This is a genomic window from Clostridium cavendishii DSM 21758 (assembly GCF_900141845.1).
GTDB classification, from domain to species: domain Bacteria; phylum Bacillota; class Clostridia; order Clostridiales; family Clostridiaceae; genus Clostridium_AG; species Clostridium_AG cavendishii.
Map to the genome: position 1 here is coordinate 138,428 of NZ_FQZB01000014.1, position 23,760 is coordinate 162,187.

Below are 23,760 nucleotides of genomic sequence, written 5' to 3' on the forward strand. Positions count from 1 at the left end.
ATGCCAAAATCTCTTTATCCCTAAAAAAACAAGTAATAAACTACTTTTTCATAGTAATTAATTGAAATGTGTTTAAATAAAAAGAAGTGTTTAAATATTTACCTCAAATATTTAAACACTTCTTTTATAAATTAAACAGAAACCTTCAATACTAAACTAACTTAAATTTATTCTTGTTTCTTATAAAATTTAATTCTCCCCCACTATCATCTCATAAATTTTAGAACATTCAATGTTACTAACTTTTATATTATAGTTTTCTTCTAATAAGTTAATATTTTTCTTTACTATCATAATTTTATCATCAACAATAATCCTATCTTCAGATTCAAATTCTCTTATTTTTCCTACTAACTCGTCAACCATAAATGCTATATGCATAGCGAGTCCTATTATTTTATCATAAGTCTTTTTTACCTTTAACTTTTTAAAAGTATCATTTATTATAAATTTTATATCATTAAACACCCTTACATAATTAACATATTTCAATGATACTTTTAAGCTTTCAGCTATATCATAATAACCATTACTTATCTTAATTAGATTCTTTAATGTTTCTATAGTCTCTTCTTTACTTATATCCCCTTTTTGTATATAATCGACATCTTTAAGACAGACATCAAATTCATTTATTAATGCTATTACATTATTATTATCCATTATCTTTTTAATACTTAATATTAAATCCCTTCTATCTTTATATGGTAAATACATTATTTCTATATCTTCTATATAACTCAATAGCTTTTTCTTTAAAATATCTCTTATTTTAAAATCTATATCTTCATCATTTTTATAACCTAATATAATTATATTATTTGTAATGTCTTTAAATAATCCTTCTTTATATGACCTACTATAATTTTGAATATATAATATAGAATTATATATCTCTAATGATGTAAGTCCTATATTAGCTTTCTGTACAGCTTCTATAACAAGTAATGTAGTAACCATAGGTATAGTCCTTACATCTGCTCTTGTAAATTTTGTTATCATTTTATCAAATGAGTTAAGCGAACCCATATCTGTAAAAAATACTATATCCTTTTCCTTTTCTAAACAATTTATTAAATTCTCAAAGTCTTCAACTATTTCATTGTAGCTTTTATCTAAATTCATATCAAAAGCATATAAATTATCATTATTACCTAATATTTTATTAACAGTTCTCACCATACTAGTAGCAGTATTATCACCGTGCATAGCAACTATAATATTAACATTCAAATCAATATTATTATCTTCATTCTCTTTATCATCAATTATAAATAAAGTAATATATGCTACCTCTTCTAATGACACACATATATTATATTCACTTTCTATTATGTTAATTATCCTCAAAGCTGTCTTAAACTTATTTTTATTTTCCTGCCTTATTTTATTTACATCTAAATTTATTGCTTTCTCTTTTCCATCTATTATATTTTTTACATATATACTTAAGGAAATAAATTGTGATTCATTAAAGTTTATATTAAGATCATCCATTATTATATTTTTTATTTCATTACAAACCCTTATAAATTTTTCATCTATAAATAATTTTTCTATAAAAAATTCTTCTTTTATTTGTTTCTCTACAATATTTATTTTAGAAAAATTATTCTTACTTTCTTTTATTGTAAAAGCTTTTTCTTGTGATGAGGGATAAAAAATATAATAATCCAAATTTTTTACAGTTAAAGATTTAAGTTCATTATATTTTTCTCTATAATTATCTTTTAAATCATTCATATTACTATTAAAATGACCTAAAACAATATCTAAATATTTTTCTTTATTTGTTACATAATTTAAATATGCATTTGCTACTGCCAATTTTATATCGCTTTGTAGCTGCCCCACATTATTTTTACATTCATAAAGTAAAAATGAATTTATAATTTGACTATGTACTTTTATAGGTACATTTATTCTTGTTGCTTCTGCTCTAAAAAAGTTTTTTATAAGCTCTATTCTTTCTACAAAGCTTCTTTTTCTAAGAGGAGGTATTTCTATTTTCATAGGTATTCTTCTATTGAATGTATCTAGTAAACTTGATTGAAAATTTTCTGTTGTTGCTGCTATTATTAGAACTTGAGACTTTATTTCTCTTGTTGTATTCCCCATCTTTCTAAAAACACCTTTATCTATAAAAGTAAATAGCATTTCTTGCCCTTCTGGAGGTAATCTATGTATTTCATCTAAAAATAATATCCCACCATTTGCAGCTTCCAACAAACCTATTCTAGAACTTTCCGCTCCAGTATATGCACCTTTCTCCACCCCAAATATATTAGCCATTAAAAGTTGAGGATTGTTAGCATAATCTGCACAATTAAAAGTTATAAATGGAGAATTATCCTTTCTAATACATTTGCTTACAGAATAATCATACATATACTTAGCTAACATACTTTTTCCAACTCCAGTTTCACCATATATTATAGTATGTAGCCCATATGGCGGGTACAACATTGCTGCTTTAGCTTTTTCCACAACTTCCTTTAAACTATGAGTTTTTCCTATAAGTGTTGTAAATATATCTTTGTTTTTTTCATTGTTTTTATTGATATCATTATCCTCTTCTGAAGGAATAAAATATACTGGCCTTGATTTTATTTTTCTTAGCCTACCATCAGCATTTAATTTATTCAAGTAAGAACTAATATTAGATCTATTTATACCTATAATTTCTGCTATTTCTTCAGCTGTCACACCTTGCTTTTTTTCTATATATAACTTTTTTAACAAATCATATATCTTTTCTTTTTGTCCCACTACAATTCATTCCTTTATTTATGTATTTTCCCCATTATTATTTTTATCATTCAATTCAAAACAACTTTATATTTTAAAATATAATAATCATACATAAAATGAATAGTATAATGCATTGATAAGTAAAAAATTTAAATTTCAATGCATTATACTTAAGTTCTATCCTAGTATATCTATTTTTCTAAATCCATTAACTTGCTATTACAAACTTTTCTATAACATAAGCTACGCCATCTTCTTCATTTGTTTTTGTTATATAATCAGCTATTTCTTTTATTTCTTCAAAAGCATTTCCCATAGCTACTCCAAGACCTGCAAATTGTATCATATGAAGATCATTTCCAGCATCCCCTATACATATTACTTGTTCATTTGTAAGTCCTAAGTGATTTGCTAAAGCTCTTACTCCTTCTCCCTTGTTTGCTCTTTTATCTAAAAACTCTAGGAAATATGGAGCACTTTTTACCACTGTATACTTTTCATATACTTCTTTAGGTAATTTAGCTATTGCTGCTTCTAATATTTCTGGTTCATCTATAATCATTATTTTTATCATTTCTGCTTCATTATCTATACTTTCAAATTCTCTTTCTAAAACAGAAACTCCATTTATTGTAGATTCTACCCCTGTATATTTGTTCATTTTTGGAGTTATAAGTCCTTGTTCAGTTGAAAAAGCATGAATATTAACCCCTAACTCTTTACTTAAATTATGAAGATAATGTAAATCGCTACCTTTTAATACCGTTCTTGATATTATTTCTTTCGTAGCTGTATTTTGAACTACTGCTCCATTGTAACTCAATACGTAATCTTCTTCACTTATTAAATCTAATTCATTTAAATATCTATTTAAACCTTCTATTGGTCTTCCTGATGCTAAAACAACTTTTACGCCTTTTGCTCTTGCTTTATTTATAGCTTTTACAGTTGCTTCTGATATTGTTTTATCTTCCTTTAAAAGAGTACCATCCATATCTACGGCTATTAACTTATACATATTTATCCCCCACTTTTAAATTTTAAATATTAGGCTTGAAATCTCTTCTAAAGACATAACTATAACAGTTTCAAATTTCAATCCTTACTTATTATTATATCATTACTTGTCCATAGAAACTTTTGGTAAAATGCACCTTTAAAATCACTACCTTCGTAAATATATACTCTTCATCGTTTTCAACTTTTATATTCTTATACTTTTGAAAAATTTGGTTAATGAGGATAATCTTATTTCTTCACTTTTTTATCTTATAGAAAATTCAAAAAATTGTTTTATTATGTTTTTTAATAAGTTCTTAATTGAATTTACTTTGTACAGTATAGTTTCCAGTACCTTCATAGCTATATACTACTAAATAGTATTTTCCTGGTTTTAAATGTACCTTGTTAGTTATCTTATTTCCATCTCTATGCCCATAAGACATATATTTTGTTAAATCATTTTCTGAATATAAGTTCCAAGCTACACCTAAATCATTACTTCCCTTTGTTAAATCAATATCTAAGTTACCTTCTTTTGTTATCTCAAATTCATAACTATCTCTTCTATCTGTTTGGCTTAAGCTTCCCTTTACTAAACTATTGTTAACAGTTATACTATTTGCATTTTCAAAACTATCATTATATTCTTTTTCGTTATATTCTTTTATTTTAGGTGTTTCTGGACTTCCATTCCACTTTACTTCTAAAGAATAATTTGAAGCTCCTCTTCCATATCCATATGCTACTACATAGTATCTTCCCTTAGTTAACTTTGCAGTACCTTTAATACTATTATTTGCTCTCTCTGAAGGATAAGCTATATAATTGCTATTATCTGATGAATTATATAGTAGCCATGCTATTCCATTATTGCCCTTATTAATTAAATTAATGTCTACTGCTCCATCTGCTGGTAAATCAAAGTAGAACATATCTGACTCTGAATCTTTTATAGTTCCATTAATTGCAGTTTTATTTTTTAAAGGTCCATTTGCAGTTTCAAATGTATCATTTGGCTCAACTTCTGAATCTAATACTGGATCAGTAGGTTTTATTATATCTTCTGCTGTTATATAAACAGAGTTGCTTCCTGAAAGTCCAGCATCATCTTTAACAGTTAATGTTACTTTATAATTTCCAATCTTTGAATAGCTATGCTGTGGATTTTTCTCATTACTTGACAATCCATCGCCAAAGTCCCAATTATACTCTACTACTTTTTTACCTGTATCTAAAGTTACTTCACTATTAAAAGAAGTCTTTTCATTTACCTTAACCTTTTGCTCTGACTTTATATTTACTATAGGACTTACAGTATCATTATTTTGTATATTTTCATTTGATATCCCATTAAATACAAGTTCCCAAGTAACATTGTTATTTGAATCAACATTATAATTTACCATATACGCAGTAACGGTTTTATAGCCTGACCACTCATAATCATTTAGAGTATTCAAGGTTTCATTTAACTTCTTATCTATGTTTCTAATATCATTAAATTTACCTTGGCTCTTTCCCCCATTATATGTGCCTCTTACTGAAAATAGGTTAAAGAATGGTGATTTATTAATTTCTGTTTTTACATTTTGTATTTGTGCTACTCGTGTGATATCATCAAATATTTCTTGATTAGCCTTAGTTTTATGAACCTTTATATAATCATCTGAAACTAATGGTGTTGTTAAACTATCATATTTATTTACTAAACTATCCATATAACTTCTATAATTATTTTCTAAAGCTGCATCATTACTATATTTACTTATTAAACTATCATATTTATCAACGTTGTTATTTTTTATTGATTCATATAATTCATTTAATTTAGCTATATCTTTTTCATACATATAGTCCTGTACCATGAATCCATAATGATAAAACTCAAAGCTTCCATACTTAGAATGCATAGTTTTATCAACAGAATATCTTTGATCAGCTTCAGTATTTACTATATTGCTTACAACTGATTTTCTTGGCAGTACATCATTAGTTCTTGTTGAACCTGCAAAAAGTTCTGCTCCACCTTCTTCTAGCCAAGTTAATCTGTCATTTTGGTAAAGCTTACTTGAACCCCATAAACCTGGTACTAAATATCTACCTTGTAGATAATGTGTAAATTCATGTCTAAATAATTCTTCTAAGGTATATATACTTTCTTCTGGTTTTCTTTCATATGTATAGAAAGTTCCATCTCCTTCTATATAAATACCTCCATTTTTTACATCTAATCCTTTAAGTAATCTATTCATCTCATATTCTTTAGGACTATTATAAATTACTATTGTAAGTATATCATCTTTATTGCCTTGTTCTAACGGCTTATCAGTTCCGATTGCTCTAAAAAATTGAGCTTGTACTTCTTTAGATGCCCAGTATAATCTTTTTACTTTTTCTTCTGTTACTTTATCTCCAGTTTTAACTACTACTTTTCCATCATCAAATTTATATTGCTTAGGTAAATATTTATTTAAACCTTCTTCTTTTATTTGAGTAACATTTATACTTTTTCCATAATAATCTTTCGATCCATAACTATATCCTATTGAAGATGCACATTGTAAATATTGTTCTCCTAAATAAGGATATCTCTTCATACCTTCTGTTAGAACTCTTAATCCTTCTTGTGGTTTGCTATAAACTTTACCACATGTATCAATATAATATAAACAACCATTTATTATCCATTCATTTTCAGAATCCACATCACCTTTTAATGCAAAATCTGATATAAAATCTATAAACTTGTCTATTTTTCCAGACCAAATCGAATTGCTATAATCTCCTTGCTTTTCGAATGCATATTTTTCTATATCATACTTAACTCCATCTATTATATTGTAAATGGCTTTTTGCTTTCCTCTATCTTTATTTAAAGCTACAAAGTTATTTTTAAAGTCTGTTAAAACTGGCATGAAATTATTTACTACTTCAGCATTTGAACTAGCATTACTTACAAGTATTCCTACAGCTGCAACAATTTCATCTTGAGCACTAGTTCCTAAAGCAAAGTTTGGGTTTTTTTGAATTTCTAAAATAGCTGGTATACATTTATCTTGATATGCTCTTTTATTTAATTCTTTTAACCCGTCATTATAAAATCCTAAATAGAAACCTGATCTTAGTACTTCTATTATCGTTGGAATACCAGCAGTATCATCTTTAGTAAACTTATGTCCTCTTTCCTTTAATAAGTTTATTATATAATCCATACGCTTTTCATCACTGTAAAAAGCTCTAGCCCCTTCACTGTATTGAAATAAATCTGTTATATCATTCCATTTTATTTCTAATAAGATATTACCTAACTCTCTATAAGACATTTTTTGTAGATCATCCATCGTATACTTTTGGTCTGCTTTTCTTATAGATACTGGTTTACTTTTTAATTGTCTATCTATATTAGGTTTTGTATCATTAATCTCATTTTTATTTCTTACATGCTTAACACTATCTGTATTCTCATTGATTTTACCATTCTTAATATGCTTCTGAGATATCTTGGTATCCTTTGTGTTTACACTTTCACGTTGATTATTATCTAATGAAAAAGCATATTCATTAATTGTCAACGTTGTAAACAAAGTTATTAACAATATCTTAGCTATTTTCTTGTTTTTCATTACTAAATCCCCCTATACTCTTTACTAAATATAAAATTGGTTACTTATTATTAATTTTTTATTTATCTTTAGTTTACTCTTGTTTTCAAAGCCCTCCTGAAACTTTTACTTGTCAAAAATTTAATTCTAATATCCTCCCCCTAATCTTAAATTTCAAAACCTAAATAGCAACATATTCATATTAAAGATTATATTACCATTTAGAATATAATTTTACATCTAATATTTAATCTTGTATAGTTTTTCCCACATTTCAAGTGATTTTTTTAATTATTTTAAACTTATTATACAATACGGATTTGATTATATCTCGTGTATTAACTTTATATACCTTTTTTTAAACTTTGCCTCATTTTATTTTATTGTTATAGCTTATTTTTGTGATATAATATGTAATGTTGTAAACAATACTAGGATAACTTTTAAATTGATAAATATGACCATTGTGGTCTTTAATAAGGAGGAATATGCTTTGTCAGATTTAATAAGACAAGAGATTGAAAAAAGAAGAACTTTTGCTATTATATCTCACCCTGATGCTGGTAAGACCACATTAACTGAGAAGCTACTTTTATACGGAGGTGCTATTAGACTTGCTGGTTCTGTTAAGGCTAGAAAAGCATCTAAACATGCCGTTTCTGACTGGATGGAAATAGAAAAGCAAAGAGGTATTTCTGTTACATCTTCTGTTATGCAGTTTAATTATGATGGTTATTGTATTAATATATTAGATACTCCAGGTCACCAAGATTTCTCTGAGGATACATATAGAACTCTTATGGCTGCCGATTCAGCTGTAATGGTTATTGATGCTGCTAAGGGTATCGAGGAGCAAACTAGAAAACTGTTCCATGTTTGTTCTTTAAGAGGAATTCCTATATTTACTTTTGTTAATAAGATGGATAGAGAAGCTCAAGATCCATTTAAAATATTAGAAGATATTGAAAACGAACTTGGAATTAAGTCTTATCCTATGAACTGGCCAATAGGTTCTGGTAAAGACTTCAAAGGTGTTTATGAAAGACATAATAACACAATCCAGGCTTTTGATGGTGGTAATCACGGTCAAACTGAAGTTTCTTCAGTAGAAGGTGATGTATCTGATCCTATATTTAAAGATCTTTTAGGTTCTGATCTTCATGAAAAGCTTATGGAGGATATAGAACTTTTAGATGTTGCTGGTGATGATTTTGATCTTGAAAAAGTTAGAGCTGGTGAGTTAACTCCAGTATTTTTTGGTTCTGCTTTAACTAACTTTGGTGTTGAACCATTTTTAGTTGAGTTCTTAAAGCTTACTTCTTCACCACTTCCTAGAAATTCAAATATAGGTGAAATAGATACTTTTGAAGAACCATTTTCTGCTTTTGTATTTAAAATTCAAGCTAATATGAATAAAGCTCATAGAGACAGAATTGCCTTTATGAGAATTTGTTCAGGTAAATTTGATAAAGGTTTAGATGTTAACCATGTTCAAGGTGGAAAGAAAATAAAACTAGCTCAACCTCAACAATTCTTAGCTCAAGATAGAGAAATTGTTGAAGAAGCTTATGCTGGAGATATAATTGGAGTATTTGATCCAGGCATATTTGCAATAGGTGATACTTTATGTGTAAATCCTAAAAAATTTAAATTTGAAGGTATTCCTACATTTGCTCCTGAACATTTTGCAAGGGTTAGACCTGTTGACACTATGAAAAGAAAACAATTCGTAAAAGGTGTTACTCAAATAGCTCAAGAAGGTGCTATCCAAGTATTTAAAGAAACTCATATAGGTATGGAAGAAATAATAGTTGGAGTTGTTGGTGTACTTCAATTTGAAGTTCTTGAATATAGACTTAAAAATGAATATAACGTAGATATTAAGATGGATAGACTTGCTTATAGATATGTTCGTTGGATAGAAAACCAAGACATAGATATGGATAAATTAAACCTTACTTCTGATACTAAAAAGGTTCGTGACCTTAGAGATAGAAACCTTCTTATCTTCCAAAACGATTGGGGTATAAGCTGGGCACTAGATCATAATAAAGGTCTTGTTCTTTCTGATATAGGTAAATCAGACGATTAACAACAAAAAGGTTCTATATTAAAAAATTATTTTGATATAGAACCTTTTTTATTTTAAAACCAAAAATCATATTTTATTATAAGTTGAGCTATAGTACCTATAAATACCCCTAATGCAAAAGGTATTTTACTCTTTTCTTTATCATATTCATTTACAGGCTTAATTAAAATATTATTAAGTGTAAATGTATATTTCATAAATTTTGCCTCTTCCAATATTTCTTCCATACTTAATTTAATTTCATTATGAATAAAACTATATTTTTCATAAATTCATTATCTCACCATTACACAAAATACTATTCTACCTGTAAATATCATCTTCTCTCCTTATTTCAAGTGTAAAGTTCTTTTTTGTGCACCATTCTAACGTTTCAATTAACTTTTCAATAATATTTTTTTCTCCAACCGAAATAAAACATTCAGCTAAATTTTGGGCTTTTAAATGGTAATTGTAATTTAGAGGAACTTTCTTTGTTGTTTCTTCAATATCCCATATCATATTCTGTGCACTTAGTGATAAAAACTTTTCTTTTATATCCATAATCTCATTTAAAGCCATTTCTGTTTCACCACGTTCGATTTTAGAATTGTATAATTTTTTTAATAGGTATGGATATTTGCTACCCCAACCATTTTGCTCAAGATTATAACTAATTGTAGAGAATAAAGAATGTAGTAAATCTGGGCTTCCTATTTCCCACCATATTTCACTATAAAACAATCCAACATTCATAAAATTTGCCCTCCTCGTAGTATTTATTTTAATTTTAACCTTATTTCAATTCCAGTTTCGGTTTCATTGTATATTTTGTTTTTTAATTCATTAATCTAACATAAAAGTTTGTTTTGTACCAGCCCCAAAGAATTTCTTTCTTTGAGAATATTGCACTATATCATTGTGATTTTGAAAAATCTTTAACTGCATTTTTCAAGTAGGACAAATTACTTAAAATAAGAAAAACAAATAAAAAATAATAATAAAAATGTCCTAAGAAAATTTCTTTTATGTGATTAATTACAATACTATAACAATTATACATATAAACTATTACCAATACCCTAACTATATTTTAATTAATTCGTCATTAATATATCTTTTAGATTTACGTTTGCCACCAACTGAAATATAGTACAATAGACTACTATTCTTTATATGCCAATTAATATCCACTATTATTCCAGTGACTTCTGGCTTCTTTGCTAATCTCACCTCAGTACCAATTGAAAATATTGATGCATTGACTTGCTTATATAATCTGGACTTAACTTGATATATTTCTTCTCCATACTTCAAAGTAATATATTCACCATCTTCATTTATACACTTGAATACTTTTCCATATGGTGATAGGTTCTTAAACCTCTCCAAGTCAGATGGTGCTATAAGTTCTTCACCATCTTCAATAAACCATGGATACACTCCCCAACTATTTACATTACCACTCAAATTTACTCATCCTTTCTCTTTATTTTTTACAACTTTACTTATATGGCACATATCCTTGAAAATCCTTTGAGAACACATTTGAAGGTAAATTACTAAATGCTTCATTTTTATTTCTTATATCGCCTATAAATAAGTGAATAATATGTATTTAGAATACTCAGTAAAAGAAAAACGTTGAAAAAAATTTTTCAACGTTTTTTATATTGTGATTTTATTAGTAAAAATCCGTAAGATTTATATTGTAATTTTAATTATTTGCACCTTAAAATAGAACCCGTTGATATTTAATAAATTTTCTTCTTTTACACTAAACTGACAACAAATCATATTTTTCTTGATTTGTTAATATATCCGCAAATATTATTTCATAGCTATCAATTCTTTCAGTCATAACTTTATAAAATAAAGCCTCACTATAGAATCTAAAGAATATAAATGGAGGCTCTTCATTTTGTTCTTTGTATATTTTATCTCCATTTTGGTGTAATAGATAAATACTATATCTATTGTTGTTATTAAATTCTAAGTTTATTTTCATTTTTTCGGGATTCATAATAGAATAGTATTCTTTTCCTATATGCAACCTCATTAACCTTTCAACTTCTATTATATTTTGTGCATTTTCAAAATCGTCTCCATTTTTATAACTAATTTTTTTACCAATTAAACCCCTTATAGCAATTGCAAACTTTCTTTTCATCTCTAACTCTGATGAATATTGTGCAATTTTTATTCTTTTACCTCTTTCTATATAGAAAAGACTATAGCTATTATCTATTTTATTTTCTAACCTATACTGTAATTCGTTATCATGTATTATTTTTATATTATTTTTACCCTGTATTATCTTTAACTCTCCACCTACATATCTTTTTAAATTACTTATATATAAACTATCTAAATTTAAACTCATTCTATTCTCCTTATAAATGTTTTAAATATCCTAACCTGATTAATCCATCAATAAGACTTTCACCTGGCATTAATTTAGCTCTTATTTTCTTAACAAATTCTGGATTGATTTGATATTGTATTCCACCTCCAACCTCATCAAACTATAGAGCTATTTCTCCTTATCGCATTGGAATTTCTCTTTTTATTTCATAAGCATTATATGTTGAAAAATCCGAGTTTGGGCTCATTGCTCTCTGTGCAGTAGTTATTCCTTCATCTGCAAAAAATGTCCCATTATTTCCACCATATCTATCAATTTTACTGCCTGGTTTTAACATTACATCTTCGTACACCCCATTTAAAAAACCATCTATATTAGCGTCTCCGTATTGTCCAGACCACCTTATATCTCCTGTAGCTTGGTAAAAATATTTAGGATTATCAAATACTTTTTTATACTTTAAATATAGTTCTTCATCTGGGGCGTATTTCCAAGAACTTAATTTTAATTTATCAGCTTTACTAACACCCTCAAATAAACGAAAAATAATTTCAAAAATTTAAGGTGTCAACCATTCGTTACCACCATTATATCAACTTGCTTATCTCTTTGAAAGATATTCCATTTGATACTCTCTTTTATTCTTCATCATTCCATATATTATATTTACAAGCCTTCTCATTACACACATTAATGCATGAGTTTTACTCTTGTTTTCTGCTAATTTTCTTTTATAATACTCATATAAAATATAATTTCTTGGTGTTTTACTACATTTTGATAACTGTATTTGCTGTAATGCCAACATATAAAACACTCCATTTAATTCTCTTCTACCTTGTTCACTCATTTGCTCTTTCCATTTTCTTTATTTCTTCTTTAGAAAATTTTATTTCATCTACCATACTTTGAATAAGAACATCTCTAAATCTTTGATAATCTCTTGTTGTATCTCCATCAGATTTAATAAGACTCAATATTTGCTCTCCTTTTCGTGTTGAACATGAGTTGTGTTGCTACTATCTAATAGAAATTCCTTCAATTTTTCATTTGCAGAGCATTTTATTTTATTAAATAAAATGCTCCTTATAGTTTCAATTAAAAACGAAACTATAAGGAGACACTTTTCTCGTTAGTTTAGTAATAACCTATTCATATGAAATATATATTTTTTCTCCATTATCAATAGCTTTTTTAAACATACATATAATTTTCACAAGAACCTTTTTATCTTCATCATTCTCAAAACTTTCTATATCAATTTCTTTTAATTGTTCATATGATTCTATAAGATTTTCAACCATCCATGGACTTTCATCATACCAACCAATATATAAATGATAATAATATGCTAGTCCTGTCCAACCATTTTCTTTTGGTTTAACTTTTTTTATAATTGTACTAAAATAACCATCCCATATTCCAAACTCTTCTTTTTGTCCATTACTTTTCACCAATGTAAAAATCATTTCAGGTTCACCTTCAAAACCATCATAATATTCTTCATTAATTTCATTCATATTTTCTCTCCTCCTACTTTGCTAACCAATGACCTGCTTCTAACAAATCCATTTGCTCTTGTGTTGCTTTTCCTGCCATATTTGCTCTTTCTGCTGCATTCCAAATATCTTCATTAATCCAATTATCCCCTACTAAATACTCTGTAACACGCATTCGACCTTGTGCATTACCTGGTATTGTTCTTGTTACTACCCAAGTAGTACCTCTATCATATTTTACTGCTCCTGGTGTTTCAGTATGCCATCTTGATTCATATTTATACGTACCATCACTCCAGTTATATTTTATCTGCTGATATCCTTTGTTCATAGTTTTAGCATTTATTGTTGCATTTTCAGGTATATCAAACGGAGGCCCTCCATTTTCACGAATATCTTTAATAATATTATCTAATTCTACTGGGTTACTTTCTTTTAAATTGTTGATGTCTATATTATCATATTTGGTTTTACCTCCCCCCTTAGCATTATCTTTTTTAGTATCCGTTGTTCCATTTACAATACCTACAGTATCTGTTTTAGATCCTTTATTTTCTTGTGGTTTGGTTGTATTACTATTAGGTTTTGTATTACTATTAGCTGATGAAGATATTCCTTCTCCCTTTCCTATAAAGTTTTTTACATAAACTTGATTTTTAAGTACAAATTCTCTTGGAAGCATCTTAGGTAATGGCAGCTTAACTTTGTAAGACACAACTAATAGACTAGCTTCACCATTCATTAACGTACTTCCTTTAAAGTTTAAAGCATTTATTGCATTTCCACTTGGAGAATTTCCACTAGAATCTACTATATCAAAATAAAAAATAATAATAAAAATGTCCTAAGAAAATTTCTTAGGATATTTTTATTGTATTTATTTTCAAAACCAAAAATCATATTTTATTATAAGTTGAGCTATAGTACCTATAAATACCCCTAATGCAAATGGTATTTTGCTCTTTTCCTTATCATATTCATTTACAGACTTAGTTAAAACACTATTAAATATAAAGGAAAAAAAATATTTTAATCTCTCTAGTAGATTTCTATTTTTGACTATATAAAAAATACATACTATACCAGCACCAAAAAATGAATAAACCATATTACTTGCTAGAAATTTATATCCCATTAAGGCTCCAATTGTAGCAAATAACTTTATATCTCCAGCACCTATCATTTTAAACATATGTAGTGGAAAAAATATTACTATGGGAATGATAAACCCAATTAAAGAATTTTTAGCACCATCTAAGCCATAAAATATAATGTTTAAAATAGGACCTAAAATAATAAATGGTAATATAACTTTATTGTATACCTTGTGTCCTTTTATATCAGTTATCATACATATGGTTATTAGTATTATTAATAATATTTGTATTATCATAAGTATATCCTTTCCCTAAAAGGTACTATTGAATATTATCATAGCTATTAGTATAAAAGGTATGAATGGTATTTCTTTGTTTTTATTCGAAAAGCTCTTAATAAGAAAGAATATACCTATTATTGCAACTAGAAAACTCGCTAAAAACACTATAATCATCGAACCTTCAAAACCTAAGTATAAAGTTAATGCAGAAATTACCTTCACATCCCCCATACCTAATGCACCTTTAGTTAATTTACTTATCCCAAATAACACCAAAGATATAACCAAAAATCCTATAAGCACTTTTAACACTATATCTCTATTTATAAAATATATGGAAGGTATAGCCACTATAAACATTGCTATTACAGCCTTGTTACTTACTTCTTTAGTTTTTATATCCTCTACAGATATATAAAATAATATTATAGTCATTAAATAAGCGAATATAAAGCTATTAAATTCGCTTATATAATAAGCATTTACTAATTCTAATATTAATAGGATTCCTCCTCCTATATATTGCTTAGGATCTTTTAATTTACTTAAGTTAAGCTTTTTTTCTTCAAAACTTTGAATTATTATGTTTAAAGCTACCCATATTAATAATGATATTACCCCTAATGTGTATTTCATAATCCTTACCTCTTATAATATTTATTCCATATTTAATTTAATTCCATTATGAATCAAACTATATTTTTTTATTTTAGATTGAGTATTTTCAACCACTACCACTATTTTATCACGCCATCTTACAAATTTCCATAACTGGTAAAATATATTTAATTTTATTTTCCATCATCACATAAATGATATCATTAAGCCTTCTCACTTCACACACTAATGCTTACATCTTAGTTTTACCTTCTGAAATTTTTCTCTTGTTTATTCTCTTAACCTTTATGATTAATGGCTAATCTTTTCAATTAGAAGCGTATCGCACTATTATTTATATTATGCAGTAATATGAACTGTAACTATTTTGTTAATAAGTGATAGAACTAATTTTTTTATTGATTAATTCATTATTTGTATTATTTTGCAAACAGTTTACTTTGAATTATGTAGTAAGAAAAAAGGAATGGATATACCCATCCCTTAAACTTACTTATTTTAATGCATTATTTAGTTGATTTATAAATTTCTGAAGTATATTCAACCTTTGCTTATCTAAATTTATTGGTTCAATCCTTACATTATACTTATAGAAAAACCTGTCTCCTACTTCAACTTCTAAAGAACGTAATTCCTCTTTATCAGTATGATTTTCAAGAAAATCCAACCAATCATTCACTTCTTCTTTATGCCAAGTCAATATTTGTTCTGAAGAAACCTTTCTCATTTCATCAATTGTACTCTTAAGTTCATTTAAAGTACATATTAATTCTTTGTGGCTTTGTTGTGTTATTAAACTCATTTTAAAATCACCTTTATTTCTTAAAATTTGTTGGAGATGTTTTTATCCAGCTTTCTGGAACTGCATTATAATCAATATAGATTTGATGTGCTCCTCCATAAAGTCCATTTCCTTGTGGTCCAACGATACCATCAAGTCCTGAAATACTAGACCCTTTAGGAATAGTCATTTTATATAACGTGCTTGCATCATTACAAAATTCCTGCTTAATAGCAAAATCTACTCTCCATTGGTACTCTGTTGCAGGTGGTGGGTCTAAGCTCCAAAATCCTCCATTCTTACCACCTACTCTGTACAATGTAGTCCCTTCGCCATAAGTCTTTTCAACTGCATTTCCACCTTTGAAAGAATTTAGAACATTTCTTTCCCACTGACTACCTTTAGGTAATTTGACTGGTTTTATATGGACAACTTCTCCTCCCCCCTTAGTATTATCTTTTTTAGTATCAGTTGTTCCATTTACAATACCTACATTATCTGTTTTAGGTCCTTTATTTTCTTGTGGTTTAGTTGTATTACTATTAGGTTTTGTATTGTTATTAGGTTTTGTATTACTATTAGTTGTTGCATCACTATTAGCTGATGAAGATATTCCTTCTCCCTTTCCTATAAAGTTTTTTACATAAACTTGATTTTTAAGTACAAATTCTCTTGGAAGCATCTTAGGTAATGGTAGCTTAACTTTGTAAGTCACAACTAATAGACTAGCTTCACCATTCATTAACGTACTTCCTTTAAAGTTTAAAGCATCTATTGCATTTCCACTTGGAGAATTTCCACTAGAATCTACTATATCAAAACTTCTCAGCTTAGCATCACATGACATTCCTTTTTGGGTAAACTCCATTTTAAAAAGCTGTTTAGTAAGTAATTCATACATATAGTCTCTAGCCTCTGCTAGTTCGCCTGAAAAACAATTTCCTACAACAGAAACCAATACTAGACCTTCCATTTTGGGGTCGCCCTTTACTTTCTCGAATAACCCCTTTATATCAGTGCCAGCACTCTTAACTTCTTGCATAGCTTTATCTGCATCATCTTCACTAAAAGTACCTGTTTTTACTTGAGATTCTATACCATTTATAGTTGAAATGCCTTTAAATACAACCTGTTTTTGTCTATCAAACTCGTCTACAGCATCTTTACTAGCAGCCTGTGCTCTATTTGTATAATCTCTAAGTCCAGACTTATCATATATATAAGAATACTGACTTATATTATTTGCCACATGGCTTAAAGATGTTTGTACAGTTTCATGTACATAAACAAGCTTCATTATAAACGCCAAAGTAAGCATCGCTATTGCAAATATAGGTACAACCAAAGCAGCCTCAACAGTTATTGACCCTTTATTTTTCCTTCTCATCCTCTCACCCCAATCAAATTTCTATACATTATTAATTTATATGTTACTTCTATGATAAATCTTCTAATACAAACTTTCCCCATCAATTTTAAGCTGGTATTAAAGGACTTTTTTTTTATAGAGGGAGTTTTTACTCACTCTATAAACTTATATTTTCTAATTTAAAGTTACTGTGTACATTAAAAATAATTCTTTTTTACCATTATCTCTATCATGAACTTTTGCTTTTATATTTTCATGATACGCTCCATGACCTCGTCCATCACTTACTGCTTTATCTGCTTTAACATCATCTAAAAATTTATTTACCCATGTATCAAAATCATTAAAAATGTTTCATCTAGCTTTTGCAATAGTAAAAATACTCTTAAATAGTCACTGTATATAATTCTTAATAGAATATCCACCAAGAAATCTGATTATCATGTTTCTTTTTACGTCGTATAAATCCTCTAATACAAACTTCCCCCATCAACTTTAAGCTGGTATTAAAGGACTTTTCTTATTTAGAGGGAGTTTTAACTCCCTCTATAAGCTTTTATTTTCTAGTTTAATGTCACTGTGTACATCAAAAATAATTCTTTCTTTCCAGCCTCGTCATTTATCTCAGCCTTTATATTTTCATGGAATGCTCCGTGATCTCTTCCATCACTTACAGCAGTATCTGCTTTAACTTTTTCTAAAAATCCATTTACCCACTTATCAAAATCCCCAAAGTCATAATCCTTATCAATTACTTGGATAAGTTCTTTAAGCATTTTTGCATTTTCTAATTTAAATGTTCCATCCCCTAAACTTCTTAAACTAATTTGATATTGATAATTACCATCATTTTTCCCATTTTCCACTATTGAATTATATTCAATCATATATTTATTTTCAGCACCATCACTTATTTTAGGAGTATTATAAGAAGTAATCGTATATCCCTTTGTATCTTTCATATTTGAATCATTTTCATCTTTTGAAAAAATCACATCTCCATTATCACCTTTATAATTGGCCGCATAGTTAGTTTTTACTCCATATTTTTCAACTATAGTTTTTATCTGCTCAGTTTGTTTTTTTCCTAGTTCAAATAAACTATTCTTTTCCTTTTTTATCTTGCCTACTTTTTTCTCATCTTTATTAGCTGAAGTTTCTTGCGCAGTATTATCCTTACTTGTTGTATCCTTTTTTTCACCTCCACAAGCTACTAATGATAAAGCTAAAATTCCACTTAATATTGTTGCTATTATTTTATTTGTCTTCATAATTTCCTCCTAAAACGCTATACTTTGTTTTATTGGTATAGTATACCGACCTGTTTTTCTTACCTTTGGATCCATAAACTCTAAATTAAAAAACAAATATTTTATACTTGCATTTCCTGTTACATTTATTAATGTATACTGATTTTCTAATTCAAATTTTGAATCCTCTTTCTTCATATTTAATTGAATTATATCTTTTATCTTTCCTAATGTTTCATCCTTAGATTGTAATAATAAGAATACTCTTAAATAGTCGATATATACAGTATTTAACGAACTATTCACCAAAGATTCTGATTAACATTTTTTTATGCCGTATAAATCCTCTAATACAAACTTCCCCCATCAATTTTAAGTTGGTATTAAAGGACTTTTTTTATATTAGAGGGAGCCTTCTACTCCCTCTATAAACTTCTAATTTCTAGTTTAAGGTTACTGTGTACATAAGGAATAATTCCTTCTTTCCACCCTCATCATTTATCTCTCCCTTAATATTTTCATGGAATGCTCCGTGATCTCTTCCATCGCTTACAGCAGTATCTGCTTTAACTTTTTCTAAAAAGCCATTTACCCACTTATCAAAATCCCCAAAATCATAATTTTTGTCTACAGCTTGTATAAGTTCCTTAAGCATCTTTGCATTTTCTAATTTAAATGTTCCATCTCCTAAACTTGTTAAACTGATTTGATATCTGTACTCTGCCTCATTATTTGCATTCTTAACTGTAGAATAATAGTCTATGCTGTATTTGTTTTCTACTCCATCATTCAAAGTTGGACTTTTTAATGTTGTTATTGTATATCCTTTTCTATCTGGTAATGATGCTTCATTCTCATCTTTTGAAATTACTATTTGAGCATCTGTACTTTTATCTTTTCCATCCCTTGTTTTTATTCCATGCTTTTCTACTACTTCCTTTATAGCTTGAGTTTGTTTCTTACCTAGCTCAAATATATTGTCTTTTTCCTTCTTTATTGTATCCGTTTTTTTATCCTCATTTTTAGTTTCTTCTTTATTAATTTCCTCCTTTTTCGGTGCATCCTTTTTCTCTGCGCCACAAGCCACTAATGATAAAACTAAAACCCCGCTTAATACTATTGATATTATTTTCTTTATTTTCATAACTTCCTCCTAAAACGCTATACTTTGTTTTATTGGTATATTGTACCTACCTGTTTTTCTTACCTTTGGATCCATAAACTCTAAATTAAAAAATAAATATTTTATACTTGCATTACCTGTTGCATTTATTACTGTATATTGATTTTCTAAATCAAAGCTTGAATTTTCTTTCTTCATATTCAATTGAATTATATCCTTTATTTTTCCTAATGTTTCATCTTTTGATTGTAACAATAAGAATACTCTTAAATAGTCACTATAAATTGTGCTTAACAAAGCTTCTTTCCCTGTTAAATTATCAAAACTATCAAGAGTTTGTTGATCTTTATCAAGAACCTTTTTGGAAACCCACAGATCATGAGATTTTATAAGAGGTACCTTATGTCCCTTTAATAACCAATCCATATCCAATTTACTTTCATACGCAACCCAAGCTGCTGTATATAATGCTTTTAACCACGTTGGATTTACTGGTATCCCAAAGAATGCTAATGCAGTTGTTGTAGCTATTGCCATTTCTTCTATTAACCTTCTACATTCGCTTATATTTCTTATTGATATTGAATTTACTAATACCCTTGTTGCATATATCTTCCACCAATTTATTTTGCCGTTACTTTCGTCAGAATCTCTTCCTGATATTATATATTCTATTTCATAATCTAATCCTGAGTTTTCATTTGTTACCATCATTGGTATCCTAAACTTCTTAGTGATATCATCTCCTACTACCCTATCTTTAAACTTTGTCATTACATATTCATTTATATATAAGGTATTTCTAAGATTCATAAGATCTTGTTCTAGACTACTGAAATCCCCCATATAACCCAATGATTGCTTCATCCCTGAATTATCACTTCCTGAAAAGTTTTCTAATTCTTTTATAAAGTCTTGAGTATTTTTATTTTGAGATGGTAACTTAAATGATTTATCTATACTCTTCTTAGATTTACTATCTTCTTCCTTAGTATTATCCTTTGCATTATCGTCATCTTTCTTAAGCTGTTCTCCCATAGCTTTTTTATCCGCTTCTTTTTGAGAACGGTTTTCTTCATAATCTAATTGTTTCAATGAATTATATTTATTTTTTATTCCTTCTTTTTCTTTAGCTAAATTCGCTTTTTCTTTTTCGTAATTCTCTCTCTCTCTCTCATAACTTTTCATCGCATTATCATATGCTTCTTCTCTTTTATTATAGTCCTCATCACTTTCATCCTTGCCCTTACTAGGACTTTCAGGTGGCTTTACCTTACTCCACTCTTCATCTAACTTTGCTTCTCTTTCTTTTACACTCTTTATTGCTTGCTCTATTTCATTAATGACTTTTTCATTTTCTTCCATTATCTTTAAGTTTTTCTTTATTCCTTCATCAGCCTTTGATTCAAATATTTTCTCATACTCTTTAAATTCTTTATCAAAACCACTTTTTATTTTATCCTTACTTACACCTGTCTTCCCATCTGTAGCTCCTCCAGGTATATCTTTTACACTATTTTTATAAGCTTCATACTGTGGCCTTGCATCCTTTAATTTCTTTTCAAAGTTTTCTATCTTTGTTTTTAATTTTTTCATCTTATCTTTTGAATCATCTAAATTTTGAGTGTTATCAATATTTTTATCTGCTTTAACTGATTTAATCAAATCGTCAACTTCTTTTCCGTCATTAGCTATCTTATCTAGTTCCTTGTCTATACTTTTCATTTCTTTATCAAGTTCTTCTTTTTCTTCTAAAGTCTTTTTATATTTACCCATGCCTTTAAATATATCTAACTTCTCTATAATTCCTTCTAATATATTTATAGGGGCCCTATATTTCATTGCTTGTAATATTTGATCTTCCAAAACCTTGTTTTGCTGCAATGGACCTGAAAAACCTAAGTTCAATGAATCTATGTTGTAATTGTACAAATCTGTATAATCTCCTGAACTTTTATCAGGAACTAAATTCATCATTGCTATGTTTTTTACTTCTTCTCCAAGATTTCCATCACCTTTATCATAAGCAAATAGTTCGTACCTTTGCTTTAAAGGTTTATTGTATGAAGCTAGGGCAGATTCCAAGCCATTTTGTACTGCTCTATTGACTTGGGCATCTGCCGTTCTCATTCTTGCTCCATCAACAAGTCCACCTATTAAGCTTACTACTATAACTATTATTAAACTTAAAAATACTGTTATGGACCCATTTTTTTTATACACTTTTCCCCCTCTTTCTTATTCATTTACCCTACTTTACAAACTGCTCAAAATCATTCAATAATTTGTTCATTTTATTTGTAAAAGCGGTAAAATTATCTCCTAGTTTTATATCATTCCTAAACTTAACATCTTCCCAAACATCTACCATTACATCAATATTTCTTGTAAATTCCACCGGATTGTTTATAACTGACTCTACATATACTTCATCTTTTATAGGCTTAGTTATTCCTATTATCTTAAATAATCCTCCAAAAGGAACCCCATAATCTATAGTAACCTTTGCCTTTAATTTCCTATATATAATATAATTTGAAGTATCTAATTCAGGTGTTATTTTTACCCCATTTGCTAATAAACAATTACCTATATCACTTTTAATATAGCCTCCAACTGTTGCTTTTTTCTTGTTTGATTCAAAATCATATAAGGCATTTCCTCCTGAAGTATATGCTCCTGTCTTAAAATCAATATTAGTCTTAGACCAATATATAGTTGCTTTATCTAGGTTTTTATTAACTAATGCTACACCCACAGTTCTGTTGTATAGCATTGCTGCAATAAAACAAATAAATATTATGAATACTAAAACTATAGGAAATATAAATGCCATTTCTACTGTCATACTACCTTTTTTGCTTTTTGTAACATCTCTCATATTATTCTTTTAGATACCATCGCCATTTGTTTTTATTTTACCAAGTATTGATGTAACAAACTCTACTATCTTAGTTTTAAATAATAATACAAGTGCTACTAATACTACTATTATAAGTACCAATTCTACAGTTCCCATACCTTCTTCTTCTTTTACTAATCTCTTTAAATAATTCATTTTAACCCCTCCATTTTTTTATTTTAAAATGCTGATAATTGTAATAACGCCGGTGTAAGTATTACAATAAATACTGCTATAAGCATCAATATCATAGGAAAAAGTAATTTAGTAGATGCTTCTTCCCCCTTTTGTTTAGCCATGTTTTTTCTTCCTTCCCAACACTCAAAAGAAAGTTTATTAAGCATAACAACTATATCAGCAGAACCCCTATTCATATTCTGCATTATTATAGTTGAAAATTTTGTTATCTCTTGTACCTTAGTTCTTCTTGATAAGTCTCTTAATGATATCTCTAAGCCTTTGTTTCCCTTCATATCTAAATAAGTTTTTTTCATCTCATGATATAAAACTGATTCTTTGTTATTCCTATTTACTATTCTTCCCCAAGCGTTATCTATAGTTAATCCAGCATTTATAAGAAGCGAAAGTTTACTTAAAAATTCTGGAAACTCATACCTTATATTTCTAGATCTTTTTTCAAAGTTTTTGCTTAAGTTACTATCCATCAAAAAATAGGCTCCTCCACATGCTACTGGTCCTAATGCTAACATTAATGGACTAAACTCTCCATTTGTTAACATTAATAAATATACAGCTGCCCAAGCTAATAACATACATAAACTTTTATTTGCCTCATATATTCTTAGATTTGCATTTCCTTCCATTCCATAAATAGAAATCATTTTTGCATAAACTTCTTTATTTATCTTCTTAAAATTAGCTATACCTATAATATCTACTATTACAAATCCAATAGGTAAGAATTCTCTTAATGCATATTGTGATTTATCAATATCTTTAATATTTTCTTTATAGCCTTTTTTACTTCCCATAGAATAAAGTACCACTATAACAATCATAACTATAACAAATGGTATACCAGCTATCAT

General features: G+C 28.0%; 24 protein-coding genes. 1 reads left to right on the forward strand and 23 read right to left on the reverse strand.

The window, feature by feature from the left end:
* Positions 1–189: 189 nt before the first annotated feature.
* From BUB01_RS16600 to BUB01_RS16610, 3 genes are all read right to left on the reverse strand, one after another.
* Positions 190–2,769, reverse strand: a complete 2,580-nt coding sequence (locus tag BUB01_RS16600; RefSeq protein ID WP_242958424.1) for a sigma 54-interacting transcriptional regulator — start codon at positions 2,767–2,769, stop codon at positions 190–192.
* Between the two features lie 190 nt (positions 2,770–2,959).
* Positions 2,960–3,769, reverse strand: coding sequence for a sugar-phosphatase (yidA, locus tag BUB01_RS16605; protein ID WP_072990581.1), 810 nt, complete (start codon positions 3,767–3,769; stop codon positions 2,960–2,962).
* A gap of 298 nt (positions 3,770–4,067) precedes the next feature.
* Positions 4,068–7,376, reverse strand: coding sequence for a collagenase (locus tag BUB01_RS16610; protein WP_072990584.1), 3,309 nt, complete (start codon positions 7,374–7,376; stop codon positions 4,068–4,070).
* Between the two features lie 472 nt (positions 7,377–7,848).
* Here BUB01_RS16610 and BUB01_RS16615 point away from each other — a divergent pair, with 472 nt between their 5' ends.
* Positions 7,849–9,447: a peptide chain release factor 3 gene (locus BUB01_RS16615; protein WP_072990587.1), complete on the forward strand. Its 1,599-nt coding sequence runs from the start codon at positions 7,849–7,851 to the stop codon at positions 9,445–9,447.
* Between the two features lie 53 nt (positions 9,448–9,500).
* Here the strand turns inward: BUB01_RS16615 and BUB01_RS23290 are convergent, their stop codons facing one another.
* From BUB01_RS23290 to BUB01_RS16705, 20 genes are all read right to left on the reverse strand, one after another.
* On the reverse strand, positions 9,501–9,644 hold the full coding sequence (locus BUB01_RS23290; protein ID WP_159433270.1) for a hypothetical protein: 144 nt from the start codon (positions 9,642–9,644) through the stop codon (positions 9,501–9,503).
* Positions 9,645–9,750: 106 nt separating this feature from the next.
* Positions 9,751–10,182, reverse strand: coding sequence for an Imm70 family immunity protein (locus BUB01_RS16620; RefSeq protein ID WP_072990591.1), 432 nt, complete (start codon positions 10,180–10,182; stop codon positions 9,751–9,753).
* 330 nt (positions 10,183–10,512) lie between these two features.
* Complete coding sequence (locus tag BUB01_RS16625; RefSeq protein WP_072990594.1) at positions 10,513–10,896, reverse strand: DUF6960 family protein; 384 nt, start codon at positions 10,894–10,896, stop codon at positions 10,513–10,515.
* A gap of 307 nt (positions 10,897–11,203) precedes the next feature.
* Complete coding sequence (locus tag BUB01_RS16630; protein ID WP_072990596.1) at positions 11,204–11,809, reverse strand: hypothetical protein; 606 nt, start codon at positions 11,807–11,809, stop codon at positions 11,204–11,206.
* Between the two features lie 160 nt (positions 11,810–11,969).
* Positions 11,970–12,128 (reverse strand): TNT domain-containing protein, encoded by a 159-nt coding sequence (locus tag BUB01_RS23510; protein WP_200802898.1) that lies wholly within the window; start codon positions 12,126–12,128, stop codon positions 11,970–11,972.
* A gap of 264 nt (positions 12,129–12,392) precedes the next feature.
* Complete coding sequence (locus BUB01_RS16640; protein WP_072990599.1) at positions 12,393–12,641, reverse strand: hypothetical protein; 249 nt, start codon at positions 12,639–12,641, stop codon at positions 12,393–12,395.
* The gene (locus BUB01_RS23850) at positions 12,634–12,768 is read right to left on the reverse strand and encodes a hypothetical protein (RefSeq protein ID WP_278337149.1); all 135 of its coding nucleotides are present in this window, start codon (positions 12,766–12,768) and stop codon (positions 12,634–12,636) included. The genes BUB01_RS16640 and BUB01_RS23850 overlap by 8 nt, the downstream gene beginning before the upstream one ends.
* Before the next feature lie 171 nt (positions 12,769–12,939).
* The gene (locus tag BUB01_RS16645; protein ID WP_084108905.1) at positions 12,940–13,311 is read right to left on the reverse strand and encodes a hypothetical protein; all 372 of its coding nucleotides are present in this window, start codon (positions 13,309–13,311) and stop codon (positions 12,940–12,942) included.
* Positions 13,312–13,324: 13 nt separating this feature from the next.
* The gene (locus BUB01_RS16650) at positions 13,325–14,032 is read right to left on the reverse strand and encodes a hypothetical protein (RefSeq protein ID WP_072990602.1); all 708 of its coding nucleotides are present in this window, start codon (positions 14,030–14,032) and stop codon (positions 13,325–13,327) included.
* A gap of 141 nt (positions 14,033–14,173) precedes the next feature.
* On the reverse strand, positions 14,174–14,683 hold the full coding sequence (locus BUB01_RS16655) for an A24 family peptidase (RefSeq protein ID WP_072990605.1): 510 nt from the start codon (positions 14,681–14,683) through the stop codon (positions 14,174–14,176).
* A gap of 15 nt (positions 14,684–14,698) precedes the next feature.
* Entirely contained in the window at positions 14,699–15,304 is a 606-nt protein-coding gene (locus BUB01_RS16660; protein WP_072990608.1) for a prepilin peptidase, read from the reverse strand.
* A 475-nt stretch (positions 15,305–15,779) separates the two neighbouring features.
* Positions 15,780–16,088, reverse strand: a complete 309-nt coding sequence (locus BUB01_RS16665; protein ID WP_072990611.1) for a hypothetical protein — start codon at positions 16,086–16,088, stop codon at positions 15,780–15,782.
* Between the two features lie 13 nt (positions 16,089–16,101).
* A complete protein-coding gene (locus BUB01_RS16670) occupies positions 16,102–17,454 on the reverse strand; it encodes a TadE/TadG family type IV pilus assembly protein (protein ID WP_072990614.1) in 1,353 nt (450 codons plus the stop codon).
* Between the two features lie 545 nt (positions 17,455–17,999).
* Complete coding sequence (locus BUB01_RS16675) at positions 18,000–18,707, reverse strand: hypothetical protein (protein ID WP_072990617.1); 708 nt, start codon at positions 18,705–18,707, stop codon at positions 18,000–18,002.
* A gap of 9 nt (positions 18,708–18,716) precedes the next feature.
* Positions 18,717–18,992 (reverse strand): DUF5702 domain-containing protein, encoded by a 276-nt coding sequence (locus BUB01_RS16680; RefSeq protein ID WP_072990764.1) that lies wholly within the window; start codon positions 18,990–18,992, stop codon positions 18,717–18,719.
* 136 nt (positions 18,993–19,128) lie between these two features.
* Positions 19,129–19,830: a hypothetical protein gene (locus BUB01_RS16685; protein WP_072990619.1), complete on the reverse strand. Its 702-nt coding sequence runs from the start codon at positions 19,828–19,830 to the stop codon at positions 19,129–19,131.
* 9 nt (positions 19,831–19,839) lie between these two features.
* Entirely contained in the window at positions 19,840–22,032 is a 2,193-nt protein-coding gene (locus BUB01_RS16690) for a DUF5702 domain-containing protein (RefSeq protein WP_072990622.1), read from the reverse strand.
* Positions 22,033–22,060: 28 nt separating this feature from the next.
* Positions 22,061–22,690: a TadE family protein gene (locus BUB01_RS16695; protein WP_072990625.1), complete on the reverse strand. Its 630-nt coding sequence runs from the start codon at positions 22,688–22,690 to the stop codon at positions 22,061–22,063.
* Between the two features lie 9 nt (positions 22,691–22,699).
* Positions 22,700–22,867 carry a Flp1 family type IVb pilin gene (locus BUB01_RS16700; RefSeq protein ID WP_072990628.1) on the reverse strand — a complete coding sequence of 56 codons (168 nt, stop codon included), beginning with the start codon at positions 22,865–22,867 and terminating at the stop codon, positions 22,700–22,702.
* Positions 22,868–22,890: 23 nt separating this feature from the next.
* Positions 22,891–23,760 (reverse strand): type II secretion system F family protein, encoded by an 870-nt coding sequence (locus BUB01_RS16705; RefSeq protein WP_072990631.1) that lies wholly within the window; start codon positions 23,758–23,760, stop codon positions 22,891–22,893.